Origin of the sequence: Pseudomonas sp. NBRC 111140, from assembly GCF_001320885.1 — a bacterium.
Classification (GTDB): Bacteria; Pseudomonadota; Gammaproteobacteria; order Pseudomonadales; family Pseudomonadaceae; genus Aquipseudomonas; species Aquipseudomonas putida_P.
This window is the reverse complement of record NZ_BCBQ01000055.1, coordinates 1-20,295: the sequence shown is the minus strand read 5'-3', so window position 1 is coordinate 20,295 and position 20,295 is coordinate 1. Positions and strand designations below refer to the sequence as shown.

Here is a 20,295-nt window from a genome sequence, read left to right as displayed (position 1 = left end):
AATTGGGGCTCAGCCAGTGACGCGCCTTAAGTCCGGCCCCGCCAACACGTCAGCTATTCAGGCGTTTGCGTGTTTCCTCATCGATTACTCGCCTCAACGAGGCCAGGAACGGTATGGCATCGGTATAGCGTCGGCCATACTCAAGATTGAACGCATAGTCGAAACCGGGCGGGTTATCGCCTTGGGTGTGTTGCAGCAGAGTCTCGATTTTGTCCAAGGCCTTGACCACTTTGGCCTCTGGCGTACTGGCCGCTTCGTACTCATCGAACAAGCCAACGATGCTGTCCTGCATCGAGGGTTCCAGCATAGAGGTCATGGCAACCAGGTCCTGCCGCTCATTCGTCCCTTTGTCTGGAACCGCATGCGCTTGCGGCGCAGGTACATCACCACTCAGCGCTTCCCCAAGGTCATGGACCAGGCATAGCTTGAGCACCTTGCAGATATCGACATCACCCAGTTCTTGTTCGAACACCAGCGCCAGCAACGCCAGCCGCCAACTGTGCTCGGCGGTGCTTTCACGCCGGCCTGTCGAGGTGTGGGCGCTGCGTGTCACGCTCTTGAGCTTTTCGGCTTGGCGCAGGAAGTCGAGTTTTCCATCAAGATTGTGGTTTGGCACGGCGGGTGACCTCTTGCTGATACAGAGGTGAATCTTCGGCTCACCGCAGGCCTGCGTCCACGCATTAAATATGCGCGAGGGTTTCGACCAGCCTGGCAGTTGAGCCATCCGACAGGGTGAACCGGGTCCAACGGCACAGGCTGTGCTGGATGGGCACCAGCGAAGAACCGTTCGTGCCGGTGGTGAACTCCAGCGCCGGCGAGGCCTGGTTGTCGTGCCAGCCGATGCCTGCCAAGCGCTGTTCCTGGCTGGCGATTTCCTCTGTCGCGAATGGCCACAGCGAGACACCCAGCAAATCACTGATGGGCACACTGAACTCAGCTTCGCGGGAAGGCGAGCAGGCCAGCAGGCGGTGGGTAAGGTCGCACACCAAGTGCACCGGTTGCGAGCTGCCCGACACAAGGCGCGCCAACGCGTGATCCGCGGCGCTGCTGAGCTTGGCTTTGAGCAAGGCTTCGATGCGCCCGTTGCTCGGGCTCGGCGTCCTGCGCGCCTGACTCCCAGCGAGAAATGGTCGACTGGCACACCCCGAACATCTGCGCGGCGTGCAGCTGTTTGACCCGGTTCAACAGGCGCCAGTGCTTTAGCAGGGGGCCGATGGGGGTGCTGCGAAGTGAAGGTGAGGTATTCATTGCTACGAAGCCTCAACCTCCAGGAACGCCGCTTCCAGCAGCTGCCGCGTATACGGATGTTGCGGCGCATGGAATATCGCCTGCGCATCACCTTGTTCAACAACATGCCCATGTTTGATCACCATCAACTGGTGGCTCAGCGCCTTCACCACCGCCAGGTCATGGCTGATGAACAGGTACGTCAGGTTGTACTTCTGCTGCAGATTGCGTAGTAGCTCCACCACCTGCCGCTGCACCGTGCGGTCCAGCGCGGAGGTAGGCTCATCCAGCAGAATCAGCGCCGGCTTCAACACCAGCGCCCGGGCAATGGCAATACGCTGGCGCTGCCCACCGGAAAACTCATGCGGGTAGCGATGCCGAGTCCTTGGGTCTAGCCCCACTTCCTCCAGCGCCGCAATAATCGCCGTTTCCTGTTCCTGCGCGTTGCCAATACCGTGAATGCGCAGCCCTTCACCGACAATGTCCGCCACGCACATGCGCGGGCTAAGGCTGCCGAATGGGTCCTGGAACACCACCTGCATCTCACGCCGCAGCGGGCGCACGGCTTTCTGGTTCAGCCCTTCGAGGTTCTGCCCATGGAAGCGAATGCCGCCCTGGCTGGAAATCAGCCGCAAGATCGCCAGGCCCAACGTGGACTTGCCCGACCCGGACTCGCCGACAATGCCCAGTGTCTGCCCCTGCGGCAAGCTGAAGTTGACCCCGTCCACCGCCTTCACATGGTCGACCGTACGCCGCAAAAAGCCCTTTTTGATCGGGAACCATACCTTGAGGTCATCCACCTCCAGCAGCGGCGCCCCGACCGGGTTGTGCGCTGGCAGCCCGCTGGGCTCGGCATTGATCAGCATCTGCGTGTAGTGGTGCTGCGGGGCGCTGAACAGTGTGGCGCATTCAGCCTGTTCCACGATCTGCCCGCGCTGCATCACGCACACGCGGTGGGCGATGCGGCGTACCAGGTTCAGGTCATGGCTGATCAGTAGCAGAGCCATGCCCAGGCGTGCCTGCAGTTCCTTGAGCAGGTCGAGAATCTTCAACTGCACGGTCACATCCAGCGCCGTGGTCGGTTCGTCGGCAATCAGCAGCTCCGGCTCGTTGGCCAACGCCATGGCAATCATCACCCGCTGGCGCTGCCCGCCAGACAGTTCGTGGGGCAGGGCCTTGAGGCGCTTGCGCGGCTCGGGGATGCCGACCAGCTCCAGCAGCTCCAGGGTGCGGGCAGTCGCTTCCTTGCCGGTCAGGCCCTTGTGCAGCAGGAGGATTTCGTTGATCTGCTTCTCGATGCAATGCAGCGGGTTCAGCGAGGTCATCGGCTCTTGGAAGATCATCGCAATGCGGTTGCCGCGAATGCGCTGCAGGGTCTTCTCGTTTTGCTGCAGCAGGTCCTTGCCCTCGTAGCGGATGCTGCCGCTGGGGTGACGGGCCAGCGGGTAGGGCAGCAGGCGCAGGATCGAGTGCGCGGTGACCGATTTGCCCGAGCCACTCTCGCCCACCAGGGCCAGTGTCTCGCCCTTGCGGATGTCGAAGCTGATGCCGTCCACCACCCGGTTGACCTGGTCGCCGGTGACAAACTCCACCGCCAGATCGCGCACTTCGATCAGGTTCTGTTCACTCATGTCACTTCCTCGGGTCGAAGGCATCGCGGGCGGATTCACCAATGAACACCAGTAGGCTCAGCATCAACGCCAGCACGGCAAAGGCGCTGATGCCCAACCATGGGGCCTGCAGGTTGGATTTGCCCTGGGCCACCAGCTCGCCCAGCGAGGGCGAGCCCGCGGGCAGGCCGAAGCCGAGGAAATCCAGGGCGGTGAGGGTGCCGATGGCGCCGGTGAGAATGAACGGCATGAAGGTCATGGTCGAGATCATGGCATTGGGCAGGATGTGCCGGTACATGATCGCGCCGTTGCGCATGCCTAGCGCGCGGGCGGCGCGTACGTATTCCAGGTTGCGCCCGCGCAGGAACTCGGCGCGTACCACGTCCACCAGGCTCATCCACGAAAACAGCAGCATGATGCCCAGCAGCCACCAGAAGTTTGGTTGCACGAAGCTGGCCAGGATGATCAGCAGGTACAGCACCGGCAGGCCCGACCAGACTTCCAGGAAGCGCTGCCCGGCCAGGTCGACCCAGCCGCCATAGAAGCCTTGCAAGGCGCCGGCGATGACGCCGACGATGGAGCTGGCCACGGTCAGGGTGAGGGCGAACAGTACCGAAATGCGGAAGCCGTAGATCACCCGTGCCAGCACGTCGCGGCCCTGGTCGTCGGTGCCCAGCCAGTTGTCCGCCGAGGGCGGCGCCGGGGCAGGTACGCGCAGGTCGTAGTTGATGCTTTGGTAGCTGAACGGGATGGGCGCCCACAGCACGAAGCTGTCTTTCTTGGCCAACAGCTCGCGGATGTAGGGGCTCTTGTAGTTGGCTTCCAGCGGGAATTCGCCGCCGAAGGTGGTTTCCGGGTAGCGCTTGAATGCCGGGAAATACCATTCGCCGTCGTAGCGCACGGCAACTGGTTTGTCGTTGGCGATCAGCTCGGCGCCCAGGCTCAAGCCGAACAGGACCAGGAACAGCCACAGCGACCACCAGCCACGGCGGTTGGCCTTGAAGCGCTCGAAGCGCCGGCGGTTGAGGGGGGACAAGGCCATGTCAGTGCTCCCGGCTGGCGAAGTCGATGCGTGGATCGACCAGGGTGTAGGTCAGGTCGCCGATCAGTTTCACCACCAGCCCCAGCAGGGTGAAGATGAACAGGGTGCCGAAGACCACCGGGTAGTCGCGGTTGATGGCCGCCTCGAAACTCATCAGGCCCAGGCCGTCAAGGCTGAAGATCACCTCGATCAGCAAGGAGCCGGTGAAGAAGATGCCGATGAACGCCGAGGGGAAACCGGCGATCACCAACAGCATGGCGTTGCGGAACACGTGGCCGTACAGCACCCGTGACCGGCTCAGGCCTTTGGCCTTGGCGGTGACCACGTATTGTTTGTTGATTTCGTCGAGGAAGCTGTTCTTGGTCAGCAGGGTCATGGTGGCGAAGTTGCCAATGACCAGCGCGGTGATCGGCAACACCAGGTGCCAGAAGTAGTCCAGTACTTTACCGGTGGTACTCAGCTCATCGAAGTTGTTGGAGGTGAGGCCACGCAGCGGGAACCAGTCGAAGTAGCTGCCGCCGGCAAACAGCACGATCAGCAGGATGGCGAACAGGAACGCCGGGATGGCGTAGCCGACGATAATCGCCGAACTGGTCCACACGTCGAAGTGGCTGCCATGGCGCACCGCCTTGGCGATGCCCAGCGGGATCGACACCAGGTACATGATCAGCGTGCTCCACAGCCCTAGCGAGATCGACACTGGCATCTTCTCCATGATCAGGTCGATGACCTTGGCATCGCGGAAGAAGCTGTCGCCAAAGTCGAGCTGGGCGTAGTTCTTGATCATGATCCACAGGCGCTCGGGCGGCGACTTGTCGAAGCCGTACATGCGCTCGATTTCAGCGATCAGCGCCGGGTCCAGGCCCTGTGCACCGCGGTAGTTGGAACCGGCAACGGAAACCTCGGCGCCGCCACCGGCGATGCGGCTGGTCGCGCCTTCGAAGCCTTCGAGCTTGGCGATCATCTGCTCGACCGGGCCGCCGGGGGCGGCCTGAACGATGATGAAGTTGATGATGAGGATGCCGAATAGGGTCGGGATGATCAGCAGCAGGCGGCGCAGGATGTAGGCCAGCATCTTAGTTGGCCTCGTCCGCAGGGGCTTCGCTGACCGCCGGGGTTACCCCGGGCTTGATCCACCAGGTATCGATGCCGATGTCGTACTTAGGCGACACTTTCGGATGGCCGATGTGGTTCCAGTAGGCCACGCGCCAGGTTTTGATATGCCAGTTGGGTATCACGTAGTAGCCCCACAGCAACACACGGTCGAGGGCGCGGCAGTGGTCGACCAGGCTCTGGCGCGAGTCGGCGTTGATCAGCTCTTCCACCAACTGGTCGATGGCCGGGTCGCGCAGGCCGATGAAGTTGCGGCTGCCGGGGTTGTCGGCGGCGGCACTTGACCAGAACTCGCGTTGTTCATTGCCCGGCGAGTTGGACTGCGGGTAGCCGCCGACGATCATGTCGTAGTCCCGAGATCGCAGGCGGGTAATGTATTGCGAAACATCGACCCGGCGGATGTTCAGCTCGATACCGAGGTCGGCGAGGTTGCGCTTGAACGGCAGCAGGATGCGCTCGAACTCGGTCTGCGCCAATAGAAACTCGATGCTTACCGGCTTGCCTTGGGCGTCGACCATCTTGTCGTCGACGATTTTCCAGCCGGCTTCCTGTAGCAGCTTGTAGGCCTGGCGCTGCTGCTCGCGGATCATCCCGCTGCCGTCGCTGACCGGGTTGTGGAAGGCCTCGGTAAATACCTGCTCGGGCACTTTGCCGCGCAATGGTTCGAGGATTTTCAACTCGCTGGGGCTGGGTAGGCCGTGGGCGGCCATTTCCGAATTGTCGAAGTAGCTGCCGGTGCGGGTGTAGGCGCCGTTGAACAGCTGCTTGTTGGTCCATTCGTAGTCCAGCAGCAGGCTCAGTGCCTGGCGCACCCGCACATCCTGGAACACCGGGCGGCGGATATTGAAGATGAAACCCTGCATGCCGGTGGGGTTGCCGTTGGGCAGTTCTTCCTTGATCAGACGGCCGTCGCGCACGGCGGGCACGTTGTAGGCGGTGGCCCAGTTCTTGGCGCTGACTTCCAGGGCATAGTCGAACGCGCCGGCCTTGAGTGCTTCCAGGGCGACAGTGGTGTCCCGGTAGGAGTCGAAGGTCATGACATCGAAATTATAGAAGCCACGGTTGATCGGCAGGTCTTTGGCCCAGTAATCCTTGACCCGCTCGTAGCGCACCGAGCGCCCGGCTTTGACCTCGGCGACTTTGTATGGGCCGCTACCCAGCGGGATCTCCAGGTTGCCGCGGTTGAAGTCGCGGTTTTCGTACCAGTGTTTGGGCAGTACTGGCAATTGGCCGAGAATCAGCGGCAGCTCGCGGTTGTTGGTGTGCTTGAACTTGAACAGCACCTTCAGCGGGTCTTCGGCGACTACCTCGGCGACGTCGGCGTAGTACTGCCGGTACAGTGGGGCGCCGTCCTTGATCAGGGCGTTGAAGGTGAACACCACGTCGTCGGCGCGCATCGGGTGGCCGTCATGGAAGCGTGCTTCGGGGCGCAGGTAGAAGCGCACCCAGCTGTTGTCCGGGGCCTTTTCGATCTTGCCGGCGACCAGGCCGTACTCGGTGAACGGCTCATCCTGGCTCTGGCGCATCAGGGTGTCGTAGATGCTACCGATGTTCTCGGCCGCCACGCCTTTGTTGATGAACGGGTTGAGGCTGTCGAAGCCGCCGAAGCTGGACTGGCGGAAGGTGCCGCCCTTGGGCGCGTCCGGGTTGACGTAGTCGAAGTGCTTGAAGTTGGCGGGGTACTTGGGTGGCTCATCGTACAAGGTAAGCGCGTGTTGCGGTGCGGCCAGGGCGGGAAGGCTCAGGCAGGCGAGCAACAGGCTGCCTGCCAGCCGGCGCAGACGGTGCGTTGGCGTCATTGGGCTTTCTCCGAAGTCTTGATCCACCAGCTGTTCAGCCCAAGGGTGTAGGGCGGCGTGGTGACGAAGGCGAACCGGTTGCGGTAGGCCAGGCGGTGATTGTCGAGGTACCAGTTGGGGATCATGTAGTACTGCCATGAGAGCACGCGGTCCAGGGCACGGGCGGCGGCGACCTGGTCATCGCGGGTGCGGGCGGCGAGCAAGGTGTCGAGCAGGTGGTCGACCACCGGGTCCTTGACCCCAGCATAGTTCTTGCTGCCCTTGGTCGCGGCCTGGCTGGAATGGAAGTACAGCCATTGTTCGAGGCCGGGGCTCAGGGTTTGGTTCAGGGTCATCAGAATCATGTCGAAATCGAACTGGTCCAGGCGTTGTTTGTACTGGGCACGGTCCACGGTGCGCAAGCGCGCATCGATGCCGATGCTGGACAGATTTTCGACATAAGGTTGCAGGATGCGTTCAAGGTTGGGGTTTACCAGCAGCAGCTCCATGCGCAGTTGCTGGCCTTTGCTGTCGACCAGGCGCTGGCCGTTCAGCTTCCAGCCGGCCTCGGCGAGCAGGCCCAGGGCCTGGCGTAGGGTCTGGCGGCTAATGCCACGGCCATCGGTGTGGCTGACCTTGTAGGGTTCGCTGAACAGTTTGGCGGGCAACTGGTCCCGGAATGGCGCCAGCAGCAGCCACTCTTTGCCGGTGGGCAGGCCGCTGGCGGCGAATTCGCTATTGGGGTAGTAGCTGGTTGAGCGGCGGTAGGCGCTGCTGAACAGTGCGCGGTTGGTCCATTCGAAGTCGAGCATCAGCCCCAACGCCTGGCGTACCCGCGGGTCGCTGAATGTGACCCGGCGGCTGTTCATGAACAGGCCCTGGGTTTGCGTGGGGATGCTGTGCGGGATTTGTGCCTTGATCACCTCGCCACGGCGCACGGCGGGGAAGTTGTAACCGTTGGCCCAGTTTTTTGCCTGGTGCTCGATGTAGATGTCGAATTCACCAGCCTTGAACGCTTCGAAGGCCACGGTGGCGTCGCGGTAGAACTCGTATTCCACCCGCTTGAAATTGTACTTGCCACGGTTGACCGCCAGGTCCTTGCCCCAGTAGTTCTTCACCCGTTCGAACACCAGTCGGCGCCCGGGTTGTACCTGGGTGATGCGGTAGGGGCCGCTGCCCAGGGGGGGCTCGAAGGTGGTGGCCTTGAAGTCGCGCTTTTGCCAATAGTGCTTGGGCAGCACCGGCATTTCGCCCAGGCGCAGGATCAGCAGCGGGTTGCCGGCGCGTTTGAACACGAAGCGGATGCGCAGCGGGCCCAGGATGTCCACCCGTTGTACTTCCTGCAGGTTGGTGCGGTAGATCGGGTGGCCGTCCTTGAGCAGCGTGCGGTAGGAGAAGGCCACGTCGGTCGAGGTTATCGGCTGGCCGTCATGCCAGCGGGCTTCCGGGCGCAGGTTGAACACCACCCAGCTGCGGTCCTCGCTGTACTCCACCGAGCGGGCGATCAGGCCATAACTGGAGGTGGGCTCGTCACCGGACGGGTCGTACAGGCCGGTGCCGACCATCAGCGGCTCGTTAAGCTCGCTGATGCCGTACTGCTGGAAATTGGGCGTGGTTATAGGGCTCGACCCCTTGAAGGTGTAGGGGTTGAGGGTATCGAAGGTGCCAAAAGCCATGGCCCGCAAGGTGCCGCCCTTGGGCGCTTGCGGGTTGACCCAGTCGAAGTGGGTGAAGGTGGCTGGGTACTTGAGCGTGCCGAACTGCGCGTATCCGTGGCTTTCGCTCACCATCGCGGCTGCGGGAAAGCTCAAGGCCAGGCTGAGTGATAGCAGGAGGGGACGTATCAAGTCGGCATCCGATCCAGAGGCGTTGGGCTTTGATCGGGTACAGTAACAGCTTGGTGGGGTTGGAAAAAGAGAGGTTTTGAGGGAGGGGTTGGTGGTACAGGTCGGCGTGAGCGGCGTGGTACCTGTGGGAGCGGCCTTTTGTCGCGAAAGGGGCGCTTAGCGGCCCCAGGGTCTCAGCTTCGCAGCTTGCATTGCCGGGGCTGCGAAGCAGCCCTGTCGCGAAACAAGGCCGCCCCACAGGGCCGCGCAATGGCCCTGAGCGTTATATCAATGCGAGAGGTAGACGGTCAGGGTTTGGCCCGGCTTGAGGGCGTGGCCGCTGCGTGGGTTCCAGCGTTTGAGGTGCTGCATTTCCACGTTGAAGCGCTTGGCCACCAGGTACAGCGAGTCGCCCTTGCGTACCTTGTACTGGGTGGAGCGCTTGCCGGACGCCGCTACCCGGTTGCCGGCGGCGCTCGGTCCGCTGCCACCGCGAAGTGCCAGCACCTGGCCGGCACGCAGGTTGTTGCCGGACAGACGGTTCCAGCGTTTGATGTCATTGACCGAAACACGGTTGGCCTTGGCGATGGCGCCCAGGTTGTCGCCGCGTTTGACCCGGTAGCTGCGCGCGGCCACCGGTGCCTTGGCTTCGGCCACGGCGCGGGCGAACACGGCCTTGTTCGGTTGCAGGCTGACCAGCTGTTCTGGCTTGAGGTTGGACAGGCTGTCGCTCAGCAATTGCGCCTTGGCGGTCGGTACCAGCAACTGCTGCGGGCCGTCCACGGTCATGCGTTTCTTGAAGGCTGGGTTGAGTTGGATCAACTCGTCTTCGTCGATGTTGGCAAATGCCGCCACCCGCGACAGGTCGAGGCGGTCGTTGATGGCCACCGCTTCGAAATAGGGCTCGTTGGCGATCGGGTTCAGGTTCACGCCGTAGGCTTCAGGCGTGAGCACCACCTGCGACAGGGCCAGCAACTTTGGTACGTAGTCGCGGGTTTCCTGTGGCAGCGGCAGGTTCCAGTAGTCGGTTGGCAGCCCGAGCCGTTCGTTGCGTTCCATGGCGCGGCTGACCGTGCCTTCTCCGGCGTTGTAGGCGGCCAAGGCCAGCAGCCAGTCACCATTGAACATGTCGTGCAGGCGGGTCAGGTAATCCAGCGCAGCGTTGGTCGACGCGGTGATGTCGCGGCGGCCATCGTAGAAGTTGGTCTGGCGCAGGTTGAAGTGACGGCCTGTGGCTGGCATGAACTGCCACATGCCGGCAGCACTGGCGCGTGAGTAGGCCATCGGGTTGTAGGCGCTTTCAATGGCGGGGAGCAGGGCCAGCTCCAGCGGCATGTCGCGTTCTTCAAGACGCTCGACGATGTAATGCAGGTAGAGGCTGCCACGCTCGCCAGCGCTTTCGATGAAGGTCGGGTTGCTGGCGAACCACAGGCGCTGTTGTTCGATGCGCGGGTTGACGTCGATGCTGTCCTGCAGGGCAAAGCCCTGGCGCATGCGCTCCCAGACATCCTGTGGTGCCTGCTCGGCCGGCTTGGCCAGCAGCGGTGAAGGTTTGTGCTTGATCCGCGCCTGGTAGTTGTGCGCGCGAACGCTTTCGGATTCGTCGAGCTGACGGGTGCTCTGGCAGCCCACCAAGGTGGCGGCCAGGGCCAGCGCACTGATTTGGGCCAGGCGCGTCAGGGCGACGGAATGAGAGGTTCTGCGGCTACGGGAAGACATCGGCTGACACAGGTATCCGGGCGAAAAATTTCGGCGATTCTAGAAACCGCTCCGGGCCTGGTCAACCTTTGACCATCACTTGCGATATATCTTGCGGTTATCAGAAGGTGTCCTTCCAAGACCTCAAGGCAGCAAAAACAGCGACATGCGAGGTGTTTGAATGTCCCTTCCATTCGTCTGCTTTTTGTTTAACTAATGTTTCAGAGGTACGTAAGAAGGGGTTGGTCAGACGCTCCAGGCCAATCGTTGATGGCAAGCTGATGCGATTTTCGGCGCGTAAACGGGTAACGTCCTCGAAGCGTTGCTGAACGTGCGTATTGGTCGGCTCTACCGCCTTGGCGAAGCGCAGGTTGCTGAGGGTATATTCGTGGGCGCAATACACTTCGGTCTGCTCTGGCAGTGCCGCCAGGCGGGCGAGGGCGGGCTGCATCTGTTCGGGTGTACCCTCGAACATGCGCCCGCAACCGGCGGCGAACAGTGTGTCGCCACTGAACAGAACGGGGGTTGGCGGCCCGTCGCTGAAGAAGGCAATGTGCCCCAGGGTGTGGCCGGGCACCGCCAGAACCTGGAAGGTCACGCCCAGCACGTCGACCTTGTCGCCTTCGTCCAGGGCCAGGTCGCGGCCGGGAATACGCTCGTTGGCGGGGCCGCATACTCGCGCGCCGCTCAGTTGCTTCAGCCGTTCCACACCGCCGACGTGGTCGTTGTGGTGGTGGGTGACGAGGATGTCGCTCAGCACCCACTCCGGGTTGGCGGCCAGCCAGCGTTCCACCGGGGCGGCATCACCCGGATCGACCACCGCACAACGGCGTTTGGCAGTATCCTGTAACAACCAGATGTAGTTGTCGGAGAAAGCGGGGAGAGCATCGATCTGTATCATGGTGCGGATCCGATTCGCCTAGCGTGGCACATGAGGGCATCTTAGCCGCGATGGCGCGGTGGGAGAACCTTCGAGGGAGAGCGCAATGACCGACCAAGCCTTTGCCCAGGCCGACCCGGACTGGGTCGAGCTGATCAGCCTGGCCCGTGAGTGGTTCAATGGGCCACTCGGCCAGCTGATGCTCCAGGAGGAAGAAAAACTGCTGAAAGAAGAGCTTGGGCGCTTCTTCGGCGGTTACCTGGTGCACTACGGGCCTTGCGCCGAGCCGCCACCGAGCGCGCCCCAGGTGCAGCGCAATGTGCGCCTCGGCGCGCCGCTGCCTGGGGTGGAGATCGTCTGCGAGGAGCAGGCCTGGCCGCTGAGCGAGCATGCTGCCGACGTGGTCGTGCTGCAGCATGGCCTGGATTTCTGCCTGTCACCCCATGGCCTGCTGCGCGAGGCCGCCAGTGCCGTGCGCCCGGGCGGGCACCTGCTGATTGTCGGCATCAACCCGTGGAGCAGCTGGGGCATGCGCCATTTCTTCAGCCATGGCGCGCTGCGCAAGGCGCGCTGCATCTCGCCGTCGCGGGTGGGCGACTGGCTCAACCTGCTGGGCTTCGCGCTGGAGAAACGCCGCTTCGGGTGCTATCGTCCGCCGCTTGCTTCACCGGCCTGGCAGCAACGCCTGGAGGGCTGGGAACGGCTGGCCGGCGGTTGGCAGGGCTCCGGTGGCGGGGTGTACCTGCTGGTGGCGCGCAAGATGGTGGTAGGGTTGCGGCCACTGCGCCCGGAGCGCCGCGAGCCGATGGGCAAATTGCTGCCGCTGCCACTGGCCAAGGTCAACCGCACGGCGGCCAACCCCGAAACTGACAAGCACTGAATTCAAGAGTGGTACATGAGCGATAGCGTCGAGATGTTTACTGATGGTGCCTGCAAGGGCAACCCAGGCCCTGGTGGCTGGGGCGTCCTGATGATCTACAAGGGCGTCGAGAAGGAACTGTGGGGCGGCGAACGTGAGACCACCAACAACCGCATGGAGCTGATGGCCGCGATTCAGGGCCTGATGTCGCTGAAGCGCGAATGCGAGGTGGTGCTGACCACCGACTCGCAGTACGTGATGAAGGGCATCAACGAGTGGATGGTGAACTGGAAGAAGCGCGGCTGGAAGACGGCGGCCAAGGAGCCGGTGAAGAACGCCGACCTGTGGCAGCAGCTTGATGAGCAGGTCAACCGCCACAAGGTGACCTGGAAGTGGGTGCGCGGCCACATCGGCCACCCCGGCAACGAGCGCGCCGACCAGCTGGCCAACCGTGGGGTCGATGAGGTACGCGCCCAGCGTTGAGCTGGGGTACAATCGCGGCCTTCGTAACTGATGCAAGTTGGAGCGCCCCGCGTGGAGCAGCAGCAAGATAAACGGTTCGTCATTCTCGATACCGAAACCACGGGTATGCCAGTTGGCGAAGGCCACCGGATCATCGAGATCGGCTGTGTCGAGGTCATCGGCCGGCGTCTGACCGGGCGGCACTTCCACGTCTACCTGCAGCCAGACCGCGAGAGTGACGAGGGCGCGATCAACGTCCACGGTATCACCGATGCCTTCCTGGTCGGCAAGCCACGCTTTGGCGATGTCGCCGAGGAGTTCTTCGAATTCATCCAGGGCGCCACGCTGGTCATCCACAACGCGGCGTTCGACGTTGGCTTCATCAACAACGAATTTGCCTTGATTGGCCAGCAGGACCGCGCCGACGTTTCGCAGCACTGCACCATCCTCGATACCCTGCTGCTGGCACGTTCGCGCCATCCGGGGCAGCGCAACAGCCTGGATGCGCTGTGCAAACGCTACGACATCGACAACTCCGGCCGTGAACTGCACGGTGCGCTGCTCGACTCGGAACTGCTGGCAGACGTTTACCTGGCCATGACCGGTGGCCAGACCAGCCTGTCGTTGGCTGGGCATGGCGCAGACGCCGAGGGTGAAGGGAGTGAGGCTGGCGGCAGCGAGATCCGCCGTATTACCGGGCGTACGCCGGGGCGGGTGATCATGGCCAGTGCCGAGGAACTGGAGGCACATGCCGAGCGCCTGGCGGCCATCGCCAAGTCGGCGGGTGGGCCTTCGATGTGGCAGGCCTTGACCGAGACGCCAGCGGGCTGATCGTTCGGCTGCCCCGGTCTGTTCGCGGGCACTGACAACACAGGTTCTACTACCCTGAGAAGGACGCCATGTCCTTCGGAGGTAGCCACCTGATGTACAAGGACCTCAAGTTCCCGATCCTCATCGTCCACCGTGCTATCAAGGCTGACAGTGTCGCCGGGGAGCGCGTGCGGGGCATCGCCGAGGAACTGCGCCAGGACGGTTTCGCCATTCTGGCCGCCGCCGACCACGCCGAAGCGCGCCTGGTTGCCGCCACTCACCACGGCCTGGCCTGCATGCTGATTGCCGCCGAAGGAGTTGGCGAAAACACCCACCTGCTGCAGAACATGGCCGAGCTGATCCGCCTGGCGCGCATGCGCGCGCCCGACTTGCCGATCTTCGCCTTGGGCGAGCAGGTGACCCTGGAAAACGCCCCTGCCGAAGCCATGAGCGAGCTCAACCAACTGCGTGGCATCCTTTACCTGTTCGAAGACACCGTGCCGTTTCTCGCCCGCCAGGTGGCGCGTGCCGCACACACCTACCTTGACGGTCTGCTGCCACCGTTCTTCAAGGCCCTGGTGCAGCATACCGCGCAGTCCAACTATTCCTGGCATACCCCGGGCCATGGCGGTGGCGTGGCCTATCATAAAAGCCCGGTAGGCCAGGCCTTCCACCAGTTCTTCGGGGAAAACACCCTGCGCTCGGACCTGTCTGTTTCAGTGCCGGAGCTGGGCTCGCTGCTCGACCACACAGGCCCCTTGGCCGAAGCCGAGGCCAGGGCGGCGCGCAACTTCGGTGCCGACCACACCTTCTTCGTCATCAATGGCACCTCCACAGCCAACAAGATTGTCTGGCACGCCATGGTCGGTCGCGACGACCTGGTGTTGGTGGACCGCAACTGCCATAAGTCAGTGGTGCACGCGATCATCATGACCGGCGCCATTCCGCTGTACCTGTGCCCAGAGCGCAACGAGCTGGGCATCATCGGCCCGATCCCGCTCAGCGAGTTCAGCCCCGAGGCAATCGAGGCGAAGATCCAGGCCAACCCCCTTGCCCATGGCCGTGGGCAACGTATCAAGCTGGCGGTAGTGACCAACTCCACCTATGACGGGCTGTGCTACCACGCCGGGATGATCAAGCAGGCCCTGGGTGCCAGCGTGGAAGTACTGCACTTCGACGAGGCCTGGTTCGCTTATGCGGCGTTTCACGGCTTCTTCACCGGGCGCTATGCCATGGGCACTGCCTGCGCAGCCGACAGCCCGCTGGTGTTCAGCACCCATTCCACCCACAAGCTGCTGGCGGCGTTCAGCCAGGCCTCGATGATCCATGTGCAGGACGGGGCCAGGCGGCAGCTGGATCGGGACCGCTTCAACGAAGCGTTCATGATGCATATCTCGACTTCGCCGCAGTACAGCATCCTTGCCTCGCTGGACGTGGCCTCGACCATGATGGAAGGGCAGGCCGGGCATTCGCTGTTGCAAGAAATGTTCGATGAGGCGCTGAGTTTTCGTCGTGCCCTGGCCAACCTGCGCGAGCACATTGCTGCGGATGACTGGTGGTTCAGTATTTGGCAGCCGCCCAGCACTGAAGGCATCCAGCCCTTGGCCGCGCAGGACTGGCTGCTGCAGCCGGGGGCGCAGTGGCATGGCTTTGGTGAGGTGGCGGACGGCTACGTGTTGCTCGACCCTCTGAAGGTGACCCTGGTAATGCCGGGGCTGAGTGCGGGCGGTGTGCTGGGTGAGCATGGCATCCCGGCGGCGGTGGTCAGCAAGTTTCTCTGGGAGCGCGGGCTGGTGGTGGAAAAAACCGGCTTGTACAGCTTCCTGGTGCTGTTTTCCATGGGCATCACCAAGGGCAAGTGGAGCACCTTGCTTACCGAACTGCTGGAGTTCAAGCGCCACTATGACGGCAATACACCGCTGAGCAGTTGCCTGCCGAGTGTGGGGGCTGCCGATGCCTCACTCTACCGGGGCATGGGCCTGCGCGACCTGTGTGAGCAGTTGCATGACTGCTACCGTGCCAATGCCACGGCCAAGCAGCTGAAGCGGGTGTTCACGCGTTTGCCGGAGGTGGCCGTGAGCCCCGCTCGGGCTTATGACCAGATGGTACGTGGCGAGGTGGAAGCGGTGCCGATCGAAGCTTTGCTGGGCCGTGTGGCCGCGGTGATGCTGGTGCCGTACCCGCCCGGTATTCCGTTGATCATGCCGGGAGAGCGGTTCACCGAGGCGACCCGCTCGATACTTGACTACCTGGCCTTCGCCCGAGCCTTCAACCAAGGCTTTCCGGGGTTTGTCGCGGATGTTCACGGCCTGCAGAACGAAAATGGCCGCTACACCGTGGATTGCATCATGGAATGCGAGTGATCTCGACGCCGGAGCGCGCCAGTTCGAAACGGTTTTCGCCCAAGTGGTTGACCTTGTCGCCGATGGCAAGGCGGTAGGTGGTGATGGGGGCGCCCAGCGTGCTGCCGTCGAGTTGCAGGGTGGACTCCTGGAACTCGTGCACGGGGTAGATGCGGCCTTCGGCGTCACGGGCGTGGAATTGGCCGACCATTACTGCTGCCATTTGGGTGGAAACCTCTGAATTACGTAGGAAATGTCTAAAGGCATAGACCGTGAAACAGCCTCGGAAGTTTTCGCCCTGCGGAAAAAAAACCAAAGTGCCGAGGAACGGTCATCTATAACTACAACGTCTCTTTACCCCGCAAAGGTTGGAATTGCCATGAGCCAGGTGTATTCGGTAGCAGTCGTCGTTGGTAGCTTGCGCAAGGAGTCCTACAACCGCAAGGTCGCCCGCGCACTTTCAGAGCTGGCGCCGTCCAGCCTTGCCCTGAAAATCGTCGAGATTGGTGATTTGCCGTTGTACAACGAAGATGTCGAGACCGATGCGCCGCCAGAGGCCTGGAAGCGTTTTCGCGAGGAGATCCGCCGCAGCGATGCGGTGCTGTTCGTCACGCCGGAATACAACCGCTCGGTGCCGGGCTGCCTGAAAAACGCCATCGATGTGGGCTCGCGCCCCTATGGGCAAAGCGCCTGGAGTGGCAAGCCGACAGCGGTGGTGAGTGTGTCGCCGGGGGCTATTGGTGGCTTTGGCGCCAACCATGCCGTGCGTCAGTCGCTGGTGTTTCTCGATATGCCTTGCATGCAGATGCCAGAGGCTTATATCGGCGGTGCGGCGAGCCTGTTCGAGGATTCGGGCAAGCTCAACGACAAGACCCGGCCATTCTTGCAGGCGTTTGTCGACAAGTTCGCTTCGTGGGTGAAGTTGAACAGGGCGGTCTGATCCGCAGTCGTTGGGTAGGTGCTTTGCAGGAGCGGCCTTGTGCTGCGAAGAGGCTGCTCCTACATAAAGCGTGCGCGGTGAGTTCTAGCGGAAGCTATAGGAAACCCCGGCGTATACGCCAAACCCTTCGCCCGGCGTCGAGCGGGCGTTGTCCTTGCCGGCGTCGTTGTAGGCCGGCGTCACCGTGGCCGCATAGCGCTTGTTGGTCAGGTTGCGCAAATCCAGCCAGGTTTGCCAGTCCTGCTTAGGTGAGTCCCAGCCCAGCCGCGCGCCGAGCAAGGCATATTCGTCGGCGTGGTAGCTATTGGCATAGTCCACTTGCACCTTCGACGCCATCTGCGTGTTGAGCCCGGCGTAGAAGCCGCTCGGCCAGTCATAGCGCAGCTCGGCCTGGTAGTAGTGCATAGGGATGCCAGGCAGGCGGTTATCACCGAACGTGTCGTCATCACGGTAGTGGAAATCGCTGAACGTGTAGGCCTGGCGCAGGCTCAGTTTGCCGGTACCGGCGCGTTCCCACAGGGTGCTGTCAAGGCCGGCTTCGACGCCCTGGTGCACGGTGGCACTGGCGTTGAATTCCGAGGTGAAGTTCGGCACTACCTCAACGGCCAGCAATTCGTGGCGCACCTGCGAGTAGTACCAGGCCAGGTCCCAGCGGCCAACCGCCGAATCGCCACGGGCACCCAGCTCCAGGGTGGTGGCGGTCTGGTTTTGCATTTCGATCGGCTGGATCTGCTTGCCGCCTGTGCTGGGGGCGCTCCAGATCAGTGACCACGGGTGCGGCGGTTCTACCGAGCGGCTCAGGTTACCGTACACCTGCAGGTCCGAGCGAATGTCGTAGCGCAGCCCCAGGCGTGGTGCATAGTCCCAGTCATGCATGCTCACCTTGCCGCCTTCGGCGGGGTAGGTCACGTCACTTTCCCGGCGGGTGTAAATCATTGCCAGGCCGGTGGTCAGCCACAGGTTGGGGGCCAGCTCCAGGTCGTTGCCGAGATGCAGTACGGTGTCCGAGCCCTGGTAGGTGAAGTCGCGGGTGCGCTCACCGAACACATCGCCAATGCGGGTAAATTGTGAGGCGCCGCTGTTGGGCAGGTGCTTGGTGGTGCGCCAGCCAATGGTGGTCTTGCTTTCGTGGCCAAGCAGCGTGTCGCGACGGAAATAGTTCAGCGTGCCGCTGACATCGGTGTAGGCGACCTTCAGGCGCATCGGGCCTTCACGCAGGTCCATCGGGTAATCGTGATAAACCAGGCCGGCTTCCAGGCGCGCATCGTCGTCGAGGTAGAAGGTGGTCTTGTTGCCCACCCAGGTGCTGCCTGGCTGCGGGCGGCTGTCGTCGCGGGCCAGATAGGCCGGGTTGGCCGCGCGCGGGTGGTGCTTGATCTGGTCTTTGGTCAGGCGCCCGGCCAGTTCGTTTTCGGTTTCCCGGTAACGCAGGTAGAAGCGGGTTTCCAGGTTCGGGTTGAAGCGGTAACCGACATTGGCGGCAACACCCTTGGCGCTGCCGCTGCTGTGCGTCTGGTAGCCGTCGTATTCCGAATCGGTCAGGGCCACGTAGTAGTCGAGGTTGCCCAGCACTTGGCCCGAGCTGATGTGCCGGTGCTGGTAACCACGGCTGCCAACCTCATAGCGTACTTGCAGCGGTGCGGCGTCGTAGCCAGTGTGCGTGACATAGTTGATCGCGCCACCCAAGGCCAGGGAGCCTTGGTCGAAGCCATTGGCGCCGCGCAACACCTCGGCTCGGCTGAGCCATAGCGGCTCGAACAGCTCGTAAGGGGTGCCGCCCGGGCCGGTCAGCGGCAGGCCGTCGAACATTGTGTACACCCCAGAGCCGTGCGCACCCGGCGCACGGTTGATGCCCGAGCCGCGGATCGACAGCTTGATGCCGTCGTTGCCTGCCGATTGGGCGAACACCCCAGGCTGGTAGGCCAGCACGTCCTGGTTGCTGGCCACTCGGCCTTGCCCCACGCGCTGCATGTCCACCAGGTTGCTGGCCCCCGGTATTTCACGCAGGCGCTCGCTGGCTGCCGTCAGCTCGTTCTGCTCCTCGTCGGTGATCAGGACCTGGCCCAATTCGACCGAAGACGCCCCCAGGGCGGGCTGGCTGGCGGCCAAGGCAGCCAGCAGACCGAGGCAGGGCGAGAGGGGTAAATCGGCACGCATTGTACGACTCCAGGCGAAAGGCGAATGGACAACGGCGTTGAGACGAGCGAAATGCGGCTTGGAGCACGAGGAAGTAAGCAAATCTTTTGTAACCATCGTCAGACGGTTTTGTACGAAAGTTCTTTACAAGCCACGCAAGTGGAAGCGGATGGCCTGCGCTTCGTAAGGTGACTGCAGATCGGCAGCGATGCCTTGTTCAATCACCTGTGGAGTTCATACATGACTGACAACGCTCGATACTCGCAGCAACCCCCGGCGGACGCCCCGGTGCGTCTGACGCCTCGTGAACGGCAGGTCCTGTTGTGGTGTGCCTACGGCAAGAGTTCGTGGGAGATCGGCCGGATTCTTGACTGCAAGGAGTCGACGGTGAACTTCCACGTGTCCAACATCCTGCGCAAATTCGATGTGCCTACCCGCGTGGTAGCGGTGATCAAAGCCATTCGCTACGGCTTGCTGGCCGAGCAATGAGGGGGACGCATGACCAACGATCTGCGGTTACCGCGCTTTGCCGATTGCCATGACCCTTTCTGGCCACGGGTAGACCTGGACAGGTTGCGTGAGCGCCTGCAATTGCAGCGGCCTGTCAGTGAAGCTGTGCTGGAACTTGCCGCGCGCTGCGCCGCCATCGACGCAGCACGTGAATTCGCCCGTTGGCGGGCAGTATTACGAGACCGGGGTTACAAGCGCCTCGAGGATGTGGCCGGGCACGAGCATGGGCGCGCGTTACGGGTGTGCTACATCCGTTTTGTCGAGGCTGCTGTCATGCATAGCCTAGGTTCTACAGCCTACCTGCCAGTGTCGCGCCGAGGGCTTGCCCATGCCTGAGCAATCTGTTTTCGACCAATTGCCCGCGGCAATGGTGGCGTTGCTGGGTGTGGATGGCTATGTACTGTTCGCCGCGCTACTGGGGGCTTTGCTGGTGAGTGCCGCGCGCGACCGCTTGATCACCAACATGACCAAGCGCCTGAAACTGGGCAAGAAACTGTTGCTGGTCTTCGTGACCGTGGGTGTGGGCCACTTGTTCGAACCGCTGGTTTCGTCATTGGTGCCTTTGCTGACCCGGGGGATGGCTGGATTCGTCGCGGCAGTGGTGGTGATTCCCATCAGCCTCAAAGTCATGGTCCTGGTGGATACGCTGGACCCGCGAGAACTGCTGCAGCGTTGGCGTCGTCGGAGTTAACCATTGGCCACTGCACCAAGCGCATTCAGTTGCTGTTCCAGTTGCTGGATACGCTGCTTGTCCTTGACGAACAACAAGATGGCTTGACGATCGCAGGGCGATAACGTGCGCAGCCGTTCAAGCATGTCGCACTCCCAGCCTGCGTCATCCGGGCCGGCGGTGTTGTGCTCGGCCTGGCCTAGCAATAGCCAGTCCAGTGAACACGCATGCTGCCGGGCAATTTCTATGCAAAGTGAGTATGGGACGCTGTCGCGAACCTTCCAACTGCTCAGTGTCTGTGGGCTGATGGACAGCGCGCGTGACAGCTCGGCATCTGTCTGGGCGCCAGTGAGAAGCTTAAGGCGCGTGAGCACCGCAGCAAGTACGTGAGT

At 62.4% G+C, this 20,295-nt stretch carries 19 protein-coding genes and 1 pseudogene; 8 read left to right on the top strand and 12 right to left on the bottom strand.

Annotated features, from left to right (window positions below; genetic code table 11):
- Positions 1 to 49: 49 nt before the first annotated feature.
- The 9 genes and pseudogenes from APH42_RS17775 to gloB all read right to left on the bottom strand — a co-directional run bounded on the left by APH42_RS17775 (position 50) and on the right by gloB (position 11,195).
- A complete protein-coding gene (locus APH42_RS17775; protein ID WP_012273319.1) occupies positions 50 to 616 on the bottom strand; it encodes an HD family hydrolase in 567 nt (188 codons plus the stop codon).
- A gap of 64 nt (positions 617 to 680) precedes the next feature.
- A pseudogene (locus APH42_RS17770) lies at positions 681 to 1,248 on the bottom strand (helix-turn-helix domain-containing protein).
- Positions 1,249 to 1,250: 2 nt separating this feature from the next.
- Positions 1,251 to 2,858 (bottom strand): ABC transporter ATP-binding protein, encoded by a 1,608-nt coding sequence (locus APH42_RS17765; RefSeq protein ID WP_012273317.1) that lies wholly within the window; start codon positions 2,856 to 2,858, stop codon positions 1,251 to 1,253.
- Between the two features lies 1 nt (position 2,859).
- Positions 2,860 to 3,879: an ABC transporter permease gene (locus tag APH42_RS17760; protein ID WP_012273316.1), complete on the bottom strand. Its 1,020-nt coding sequence runs from the start codon at positions 3,877 to 3,879 to the stop codon at positions 2,860 to 2,862.
- A gap of 1 nt (position 3,880) precedes the next feature.
- Positions 3,881 to 4,954 (bottom strand): microcin C ABC transporter permease YejB, encoded by a 1,074-nt coding sequence (locus APH42_RS17755; RefSeq protein WP_060493897.1) that lies wholly within the window; start codon positions 4,952 to 4,954, stop codon positions 3,881 to 3,883.
- Between the two features lies 1 nt (position 4,955).
- Positions 4,956 to 6,791: an extracellular solute-binding protein gene (locus APH42_RS17750; protein WP_060493896.1), complete on the bottom strand. Its 1,836-nt coding sequence runs from the start codon at positions 6,789 to 6,791 to the stop codon at positions 4,956 to 4,958.
- On the bottom strand, positions 6,788 to 8,617 hold the full coding sequence (locus APH42_RS17745; protein ID WP_218187660.1) for an extracellular solute-binding protein: 1,830 nt from the start codon (positions 8,615 to 8,617) through the stop codon (positions 6,788 to 6,790). The genes APH42_RS17750 and APH42_RS17745 overlap by 4 nt, the downstream gene beginning before the upstream one ends.
- A 267-nt stretch (positions 8,618 to 8,884) precedes the next feature.
- Entirely contained in the window at positions 8,885 to 10,315 is a 1,431-nt protein-coding gene (locus tag APH42_RS17740; RefSeq protein ID WP_012273312.1) for a lytic transglycosylase domain-containing protein, read from the bottom strand.
- Between the two features lie 100 nt (positions 10,316 to 10,415).
- Positions 10,416 to 11,195 carry a hydroxyacylglutathione hydrolase gene (gene gloB / locus APH42_RS17735; protein ID WP_012273311.1) on the bottom strand — a complete coding sequence of 260 codons (780 nt, stop codon included), beginning with the start codon at positions 11,193 to 11,195 and terminating at the stop codon, positions 10,416 to 10,418.
- An 85-nt stretch (positions 11,196 to 11,280) separates the two neighbouring features.
- Between gloB and APH42_RS17730 the strand changes: the two genes are divergently transcribed.
- From APH42_RS17730 to APH42_RS17715, 4 genes are all read left to right on the top strand, one after another.
- A complete protein-coding gene (locus tag APH42_RS17730; protein WP_060493894.1) occupies positions 11,281 to 12,054 on the top strand; it encodes a class I SAM-dependent methyltransferase in 774 nt (257 codons plus the stop codon).
- A gap of 15 nt (positions 12,055 to 12,069) precedes the next feature.
- The gene (rnhA, locus tag APH42_RS17725) at positions 12,070 to 12,516 is read left to right on the top strand and encodes a ribonuclease HI (RefSeq protein WP_003251460.1); all 447 of its coding nucleotides are present in this window, start codon (positions 12,070 to 12,072) and stop codon (positions 12,514 to 12,516) included.
- Positions 12,517 to 12,567: 51 nt separating this feature from the next.
- Entirely contained in the window at positions 12,568 to 13,326 is a 759-nt protein-coding gene (dnaQ, locus tag APH42_RS17720) for a DNA polymerase III subunit epsilon (protein WP_012273309.1), read from the top strand.
- A 92-nt stretch (positions 13,327 to 13,418) separates the two neighbouring features.
- Positions 13,419 to 15,668, top strand: a complete 2,250-nt coding sequence (locus APH42_RS17715; protein ID WP_060493893.1) for an Orn/Lys/Arg decarboxylase N-terminal domain-containing protein — start codon at positions 13,419 to 13,421, stop codon at positions 15,666 to 15,668.
- Here APH42_RS17715 and APH42_RS17710 read toward each other — a convergent pair.
- Positions 15,652 to 15,870, bottom strand: a complete 219-nt coding sequence (locus APH42_RS17710; RefSeq protein ID WP_010954911.1) for a hypothetical protein — start codon at positions 15,868 to 15,870, stop codon at positions 15,652 to 15,654. The two genes, APH42_RS17715 and APH42_RS17710, sit on opposite strands and share 17 nt — an antisense overlap.
- Before the next feature lie 156 nt (positions 15,871 to 16,026).
- Here APH42_RS17710 and chrR point away from each other — a divergent pair, with 156 nt between their 5' ends.
- Entirely contained in the window at positions 16,027 to 16,587 is a 561-nt protein-coding gene (gene chrR, locus APH42_RS17705; protein ID WP_060493892.1) for a class I chromate reductase ChrR, read from the top strand.
- An 84-nt stretch (positions 16,588 to 16,671) separates the two neighbouring features.
- Here the strand turns inward: chrR and APH42_RS17700 are convergent, their stop codons facing one another.
- Positions 16,672 to 18,744: a TonB-dependent receptor domain-containing protein gene (locus APH42_RS17700; protein WP_060493891.1), complete on the bottom strand. Its 2,073-nt coding sequence runs from the start codon at positions 18,742 to 18,744 to the stop codon at positions 16,672 to 16,674.
- Between the two features lie 219 nt (positions 18,745 to 18,963).
- On the opposite strand from APH42_RS17700, the gene APH42_RS17695 reads away from it, so the two are divergent.
- Genes APH42_RS17695 through APH42_RS17685 form a run of 3 tightly spaced genes read left to right on the top strand, consistent with a single transcriptional unit; the run spans position 18,964 to position 19,924 of the window.
- On the top strand, positions 18,964 to 19,212 hold the full coding sequence (locus tag APH42_RS17695) for a LuxR family transcriptional regulator (protein WP_012273306.1): 249 nt from the start codon (positions 18,964 to 18,966) through the stop codon (positions 19,210 to 19,212).
- A gap of 9 nt (positions 19,213 to 19,221) precedes the next feature.
- Positions 19,222 to 19,569, top strand: a complete 348-nt coding sequence (locus APH42_RS17690) for a head completion/stabilization protein (protein ID WP_012273305.1) — start codon at positions 19,222 to 19,224, stop codon at positions 19,567 to 19,569.
- Positions 19,562 to 19,924, top strand: coding sequence for a hypothetical protein (locus APH42_RS17685; protein WP_012273304.1), 363 nt, complete (start codon positions 19,562 to 19,564; stop codon positions 19,922 to 19,924). The genes APH42_RS17690 and APH42_RS17685 overlap by 8 nt, the downstream gene beginning before the upstream one ends.
- On the opposite strand, the gene APH42_RS17680 is transcribed toward APH42_RS17685, so the two are convergent.
- Positions 19,921 to 20,295, bottom strand: a 375-nt coding sequence (locus tag APH42_RS17680; protein ID WP_156352813.1) for a helix-turn-helix domain-containing protein, incomplete at its 5' end; no start/stop codon positions are given. The two genes, APH42_RS17685 and APH42_RS17680, sit on opposite strands and share 4 nt — an antisense overlap.

What these genes read in the sequence shown, in the direction of transcription:
- APH42_RS17765 (WP_012273317.1), bottom strand. Translation starts at nt 2,858, where the DNA reads ATGAGTGAACAGAACCTGATCGAAGTGCGCGATCTGGCGGTGGAGTTT.
- APH42_RS17760 (WP_012273316.1), bottom strand. Translation starts at nt 3,879, where the DNA reads ATGGCCTTGTCCCCCCTCAACCGCCGGCGCTTCGAGCGCTTCAAGGCC.
- APH42_RS17755 (WP_060493897.1), bottom strand. Translation starts at nt 4,954, where the DNA reads ATGCTGGCCTACATCCTGCGCCGCCTGCTGCTGATCATCCCGACCCTA.
- APH42_RS17750 (WP_060493896.1), bottom strand. Translation starts at nt 6,791, where the DNA reads ATGACGCCAACGCACCGTCTGCGCCGGCTGGCAGGCAGCCTGTTGCTC.
- APH42_RS17740 (WP_012273312.1), bottom strand. Translation starts at nt 10,315, where the DNA reads ATGTCTTCCCGTAGCCGCAGAACCTCTCATTCCGTCGCCCTGACGCGC.
- gloB (WP_012273311.1), bottom strand. Translation starts at nt 11,195, where the DNA reads ATGATACAGATCGATGCTCTCCCCGCTTTCTCCGACAACTACATCTGG.
- APH42_RS17730 (WP_060493894.1), top strand. Translation starts at nt 11,281, where the DNA reads ATGACCGACCAAGCCTTTGCCCAGGCCGACCCGGACTGGGTCGAGCTG.
- rnhA (WP_003251460.1), top strand. Translation starts at nt 12,070, where the DNA reads ATGAGCGATAGCGTCGAGATGTTTACTGATGGTGCCTGCAAGGGCAAC.
- APH42_RS17715 (WP_060493893.1), top strand. Translation starts at nt 13,419, where the DNA reads ATGTACAAGGACCTCAAGTTCCCGATCCTCATCGTCCACCGTGCTATC.
- APH42_RS17710 (WP_010954911.1), bottom strand. Translation starts at nt 15,870, where the DNA reads ATGGCAGCAGTAATGGTCGGCCAATTCCACGCCCGTGACGCCGAAGGC.
- chrR (WP_060493892.1), top strand. Translation starts at nt 16,027, where the DNA reads ATGAGCCAGGTGTATTCGGTAGCAGTCGTCGTTGGTAGCTTGCGCAAG.
- APH42_RS17700 (WP_060493891.1), bottom strand. Translation starts at nt 18,744, where the DNA reads ATGCGTGCCGATTTACCCCTCTCGCCCTGCCTCGGTCTGCTGGCTGCC.
- APH42_RS17695 (WP_012273306.1), top strand. Translation starts at nt 18,964, where the DNA reads ATGACTGACAACGCTCGATACTCGCAGCAACCCCCGGCGGACGCCCCG.
- APH42_RS17690 (WP_012273305.1), top strand. Translation starts at nt 19,222, where the DNA reads ATGACCAACGATCTGCGGTTACCGCGCTTTGCCGATTGCCATGACCCT.
- APH42_RS17685 (WP_012273304.1), top strand. Translation starts at nt 19,562, where the DNA reads ATGCCTGAGCAATCTGTTTTCGACCAATTGCCCGCGGCAATGGTGGCG.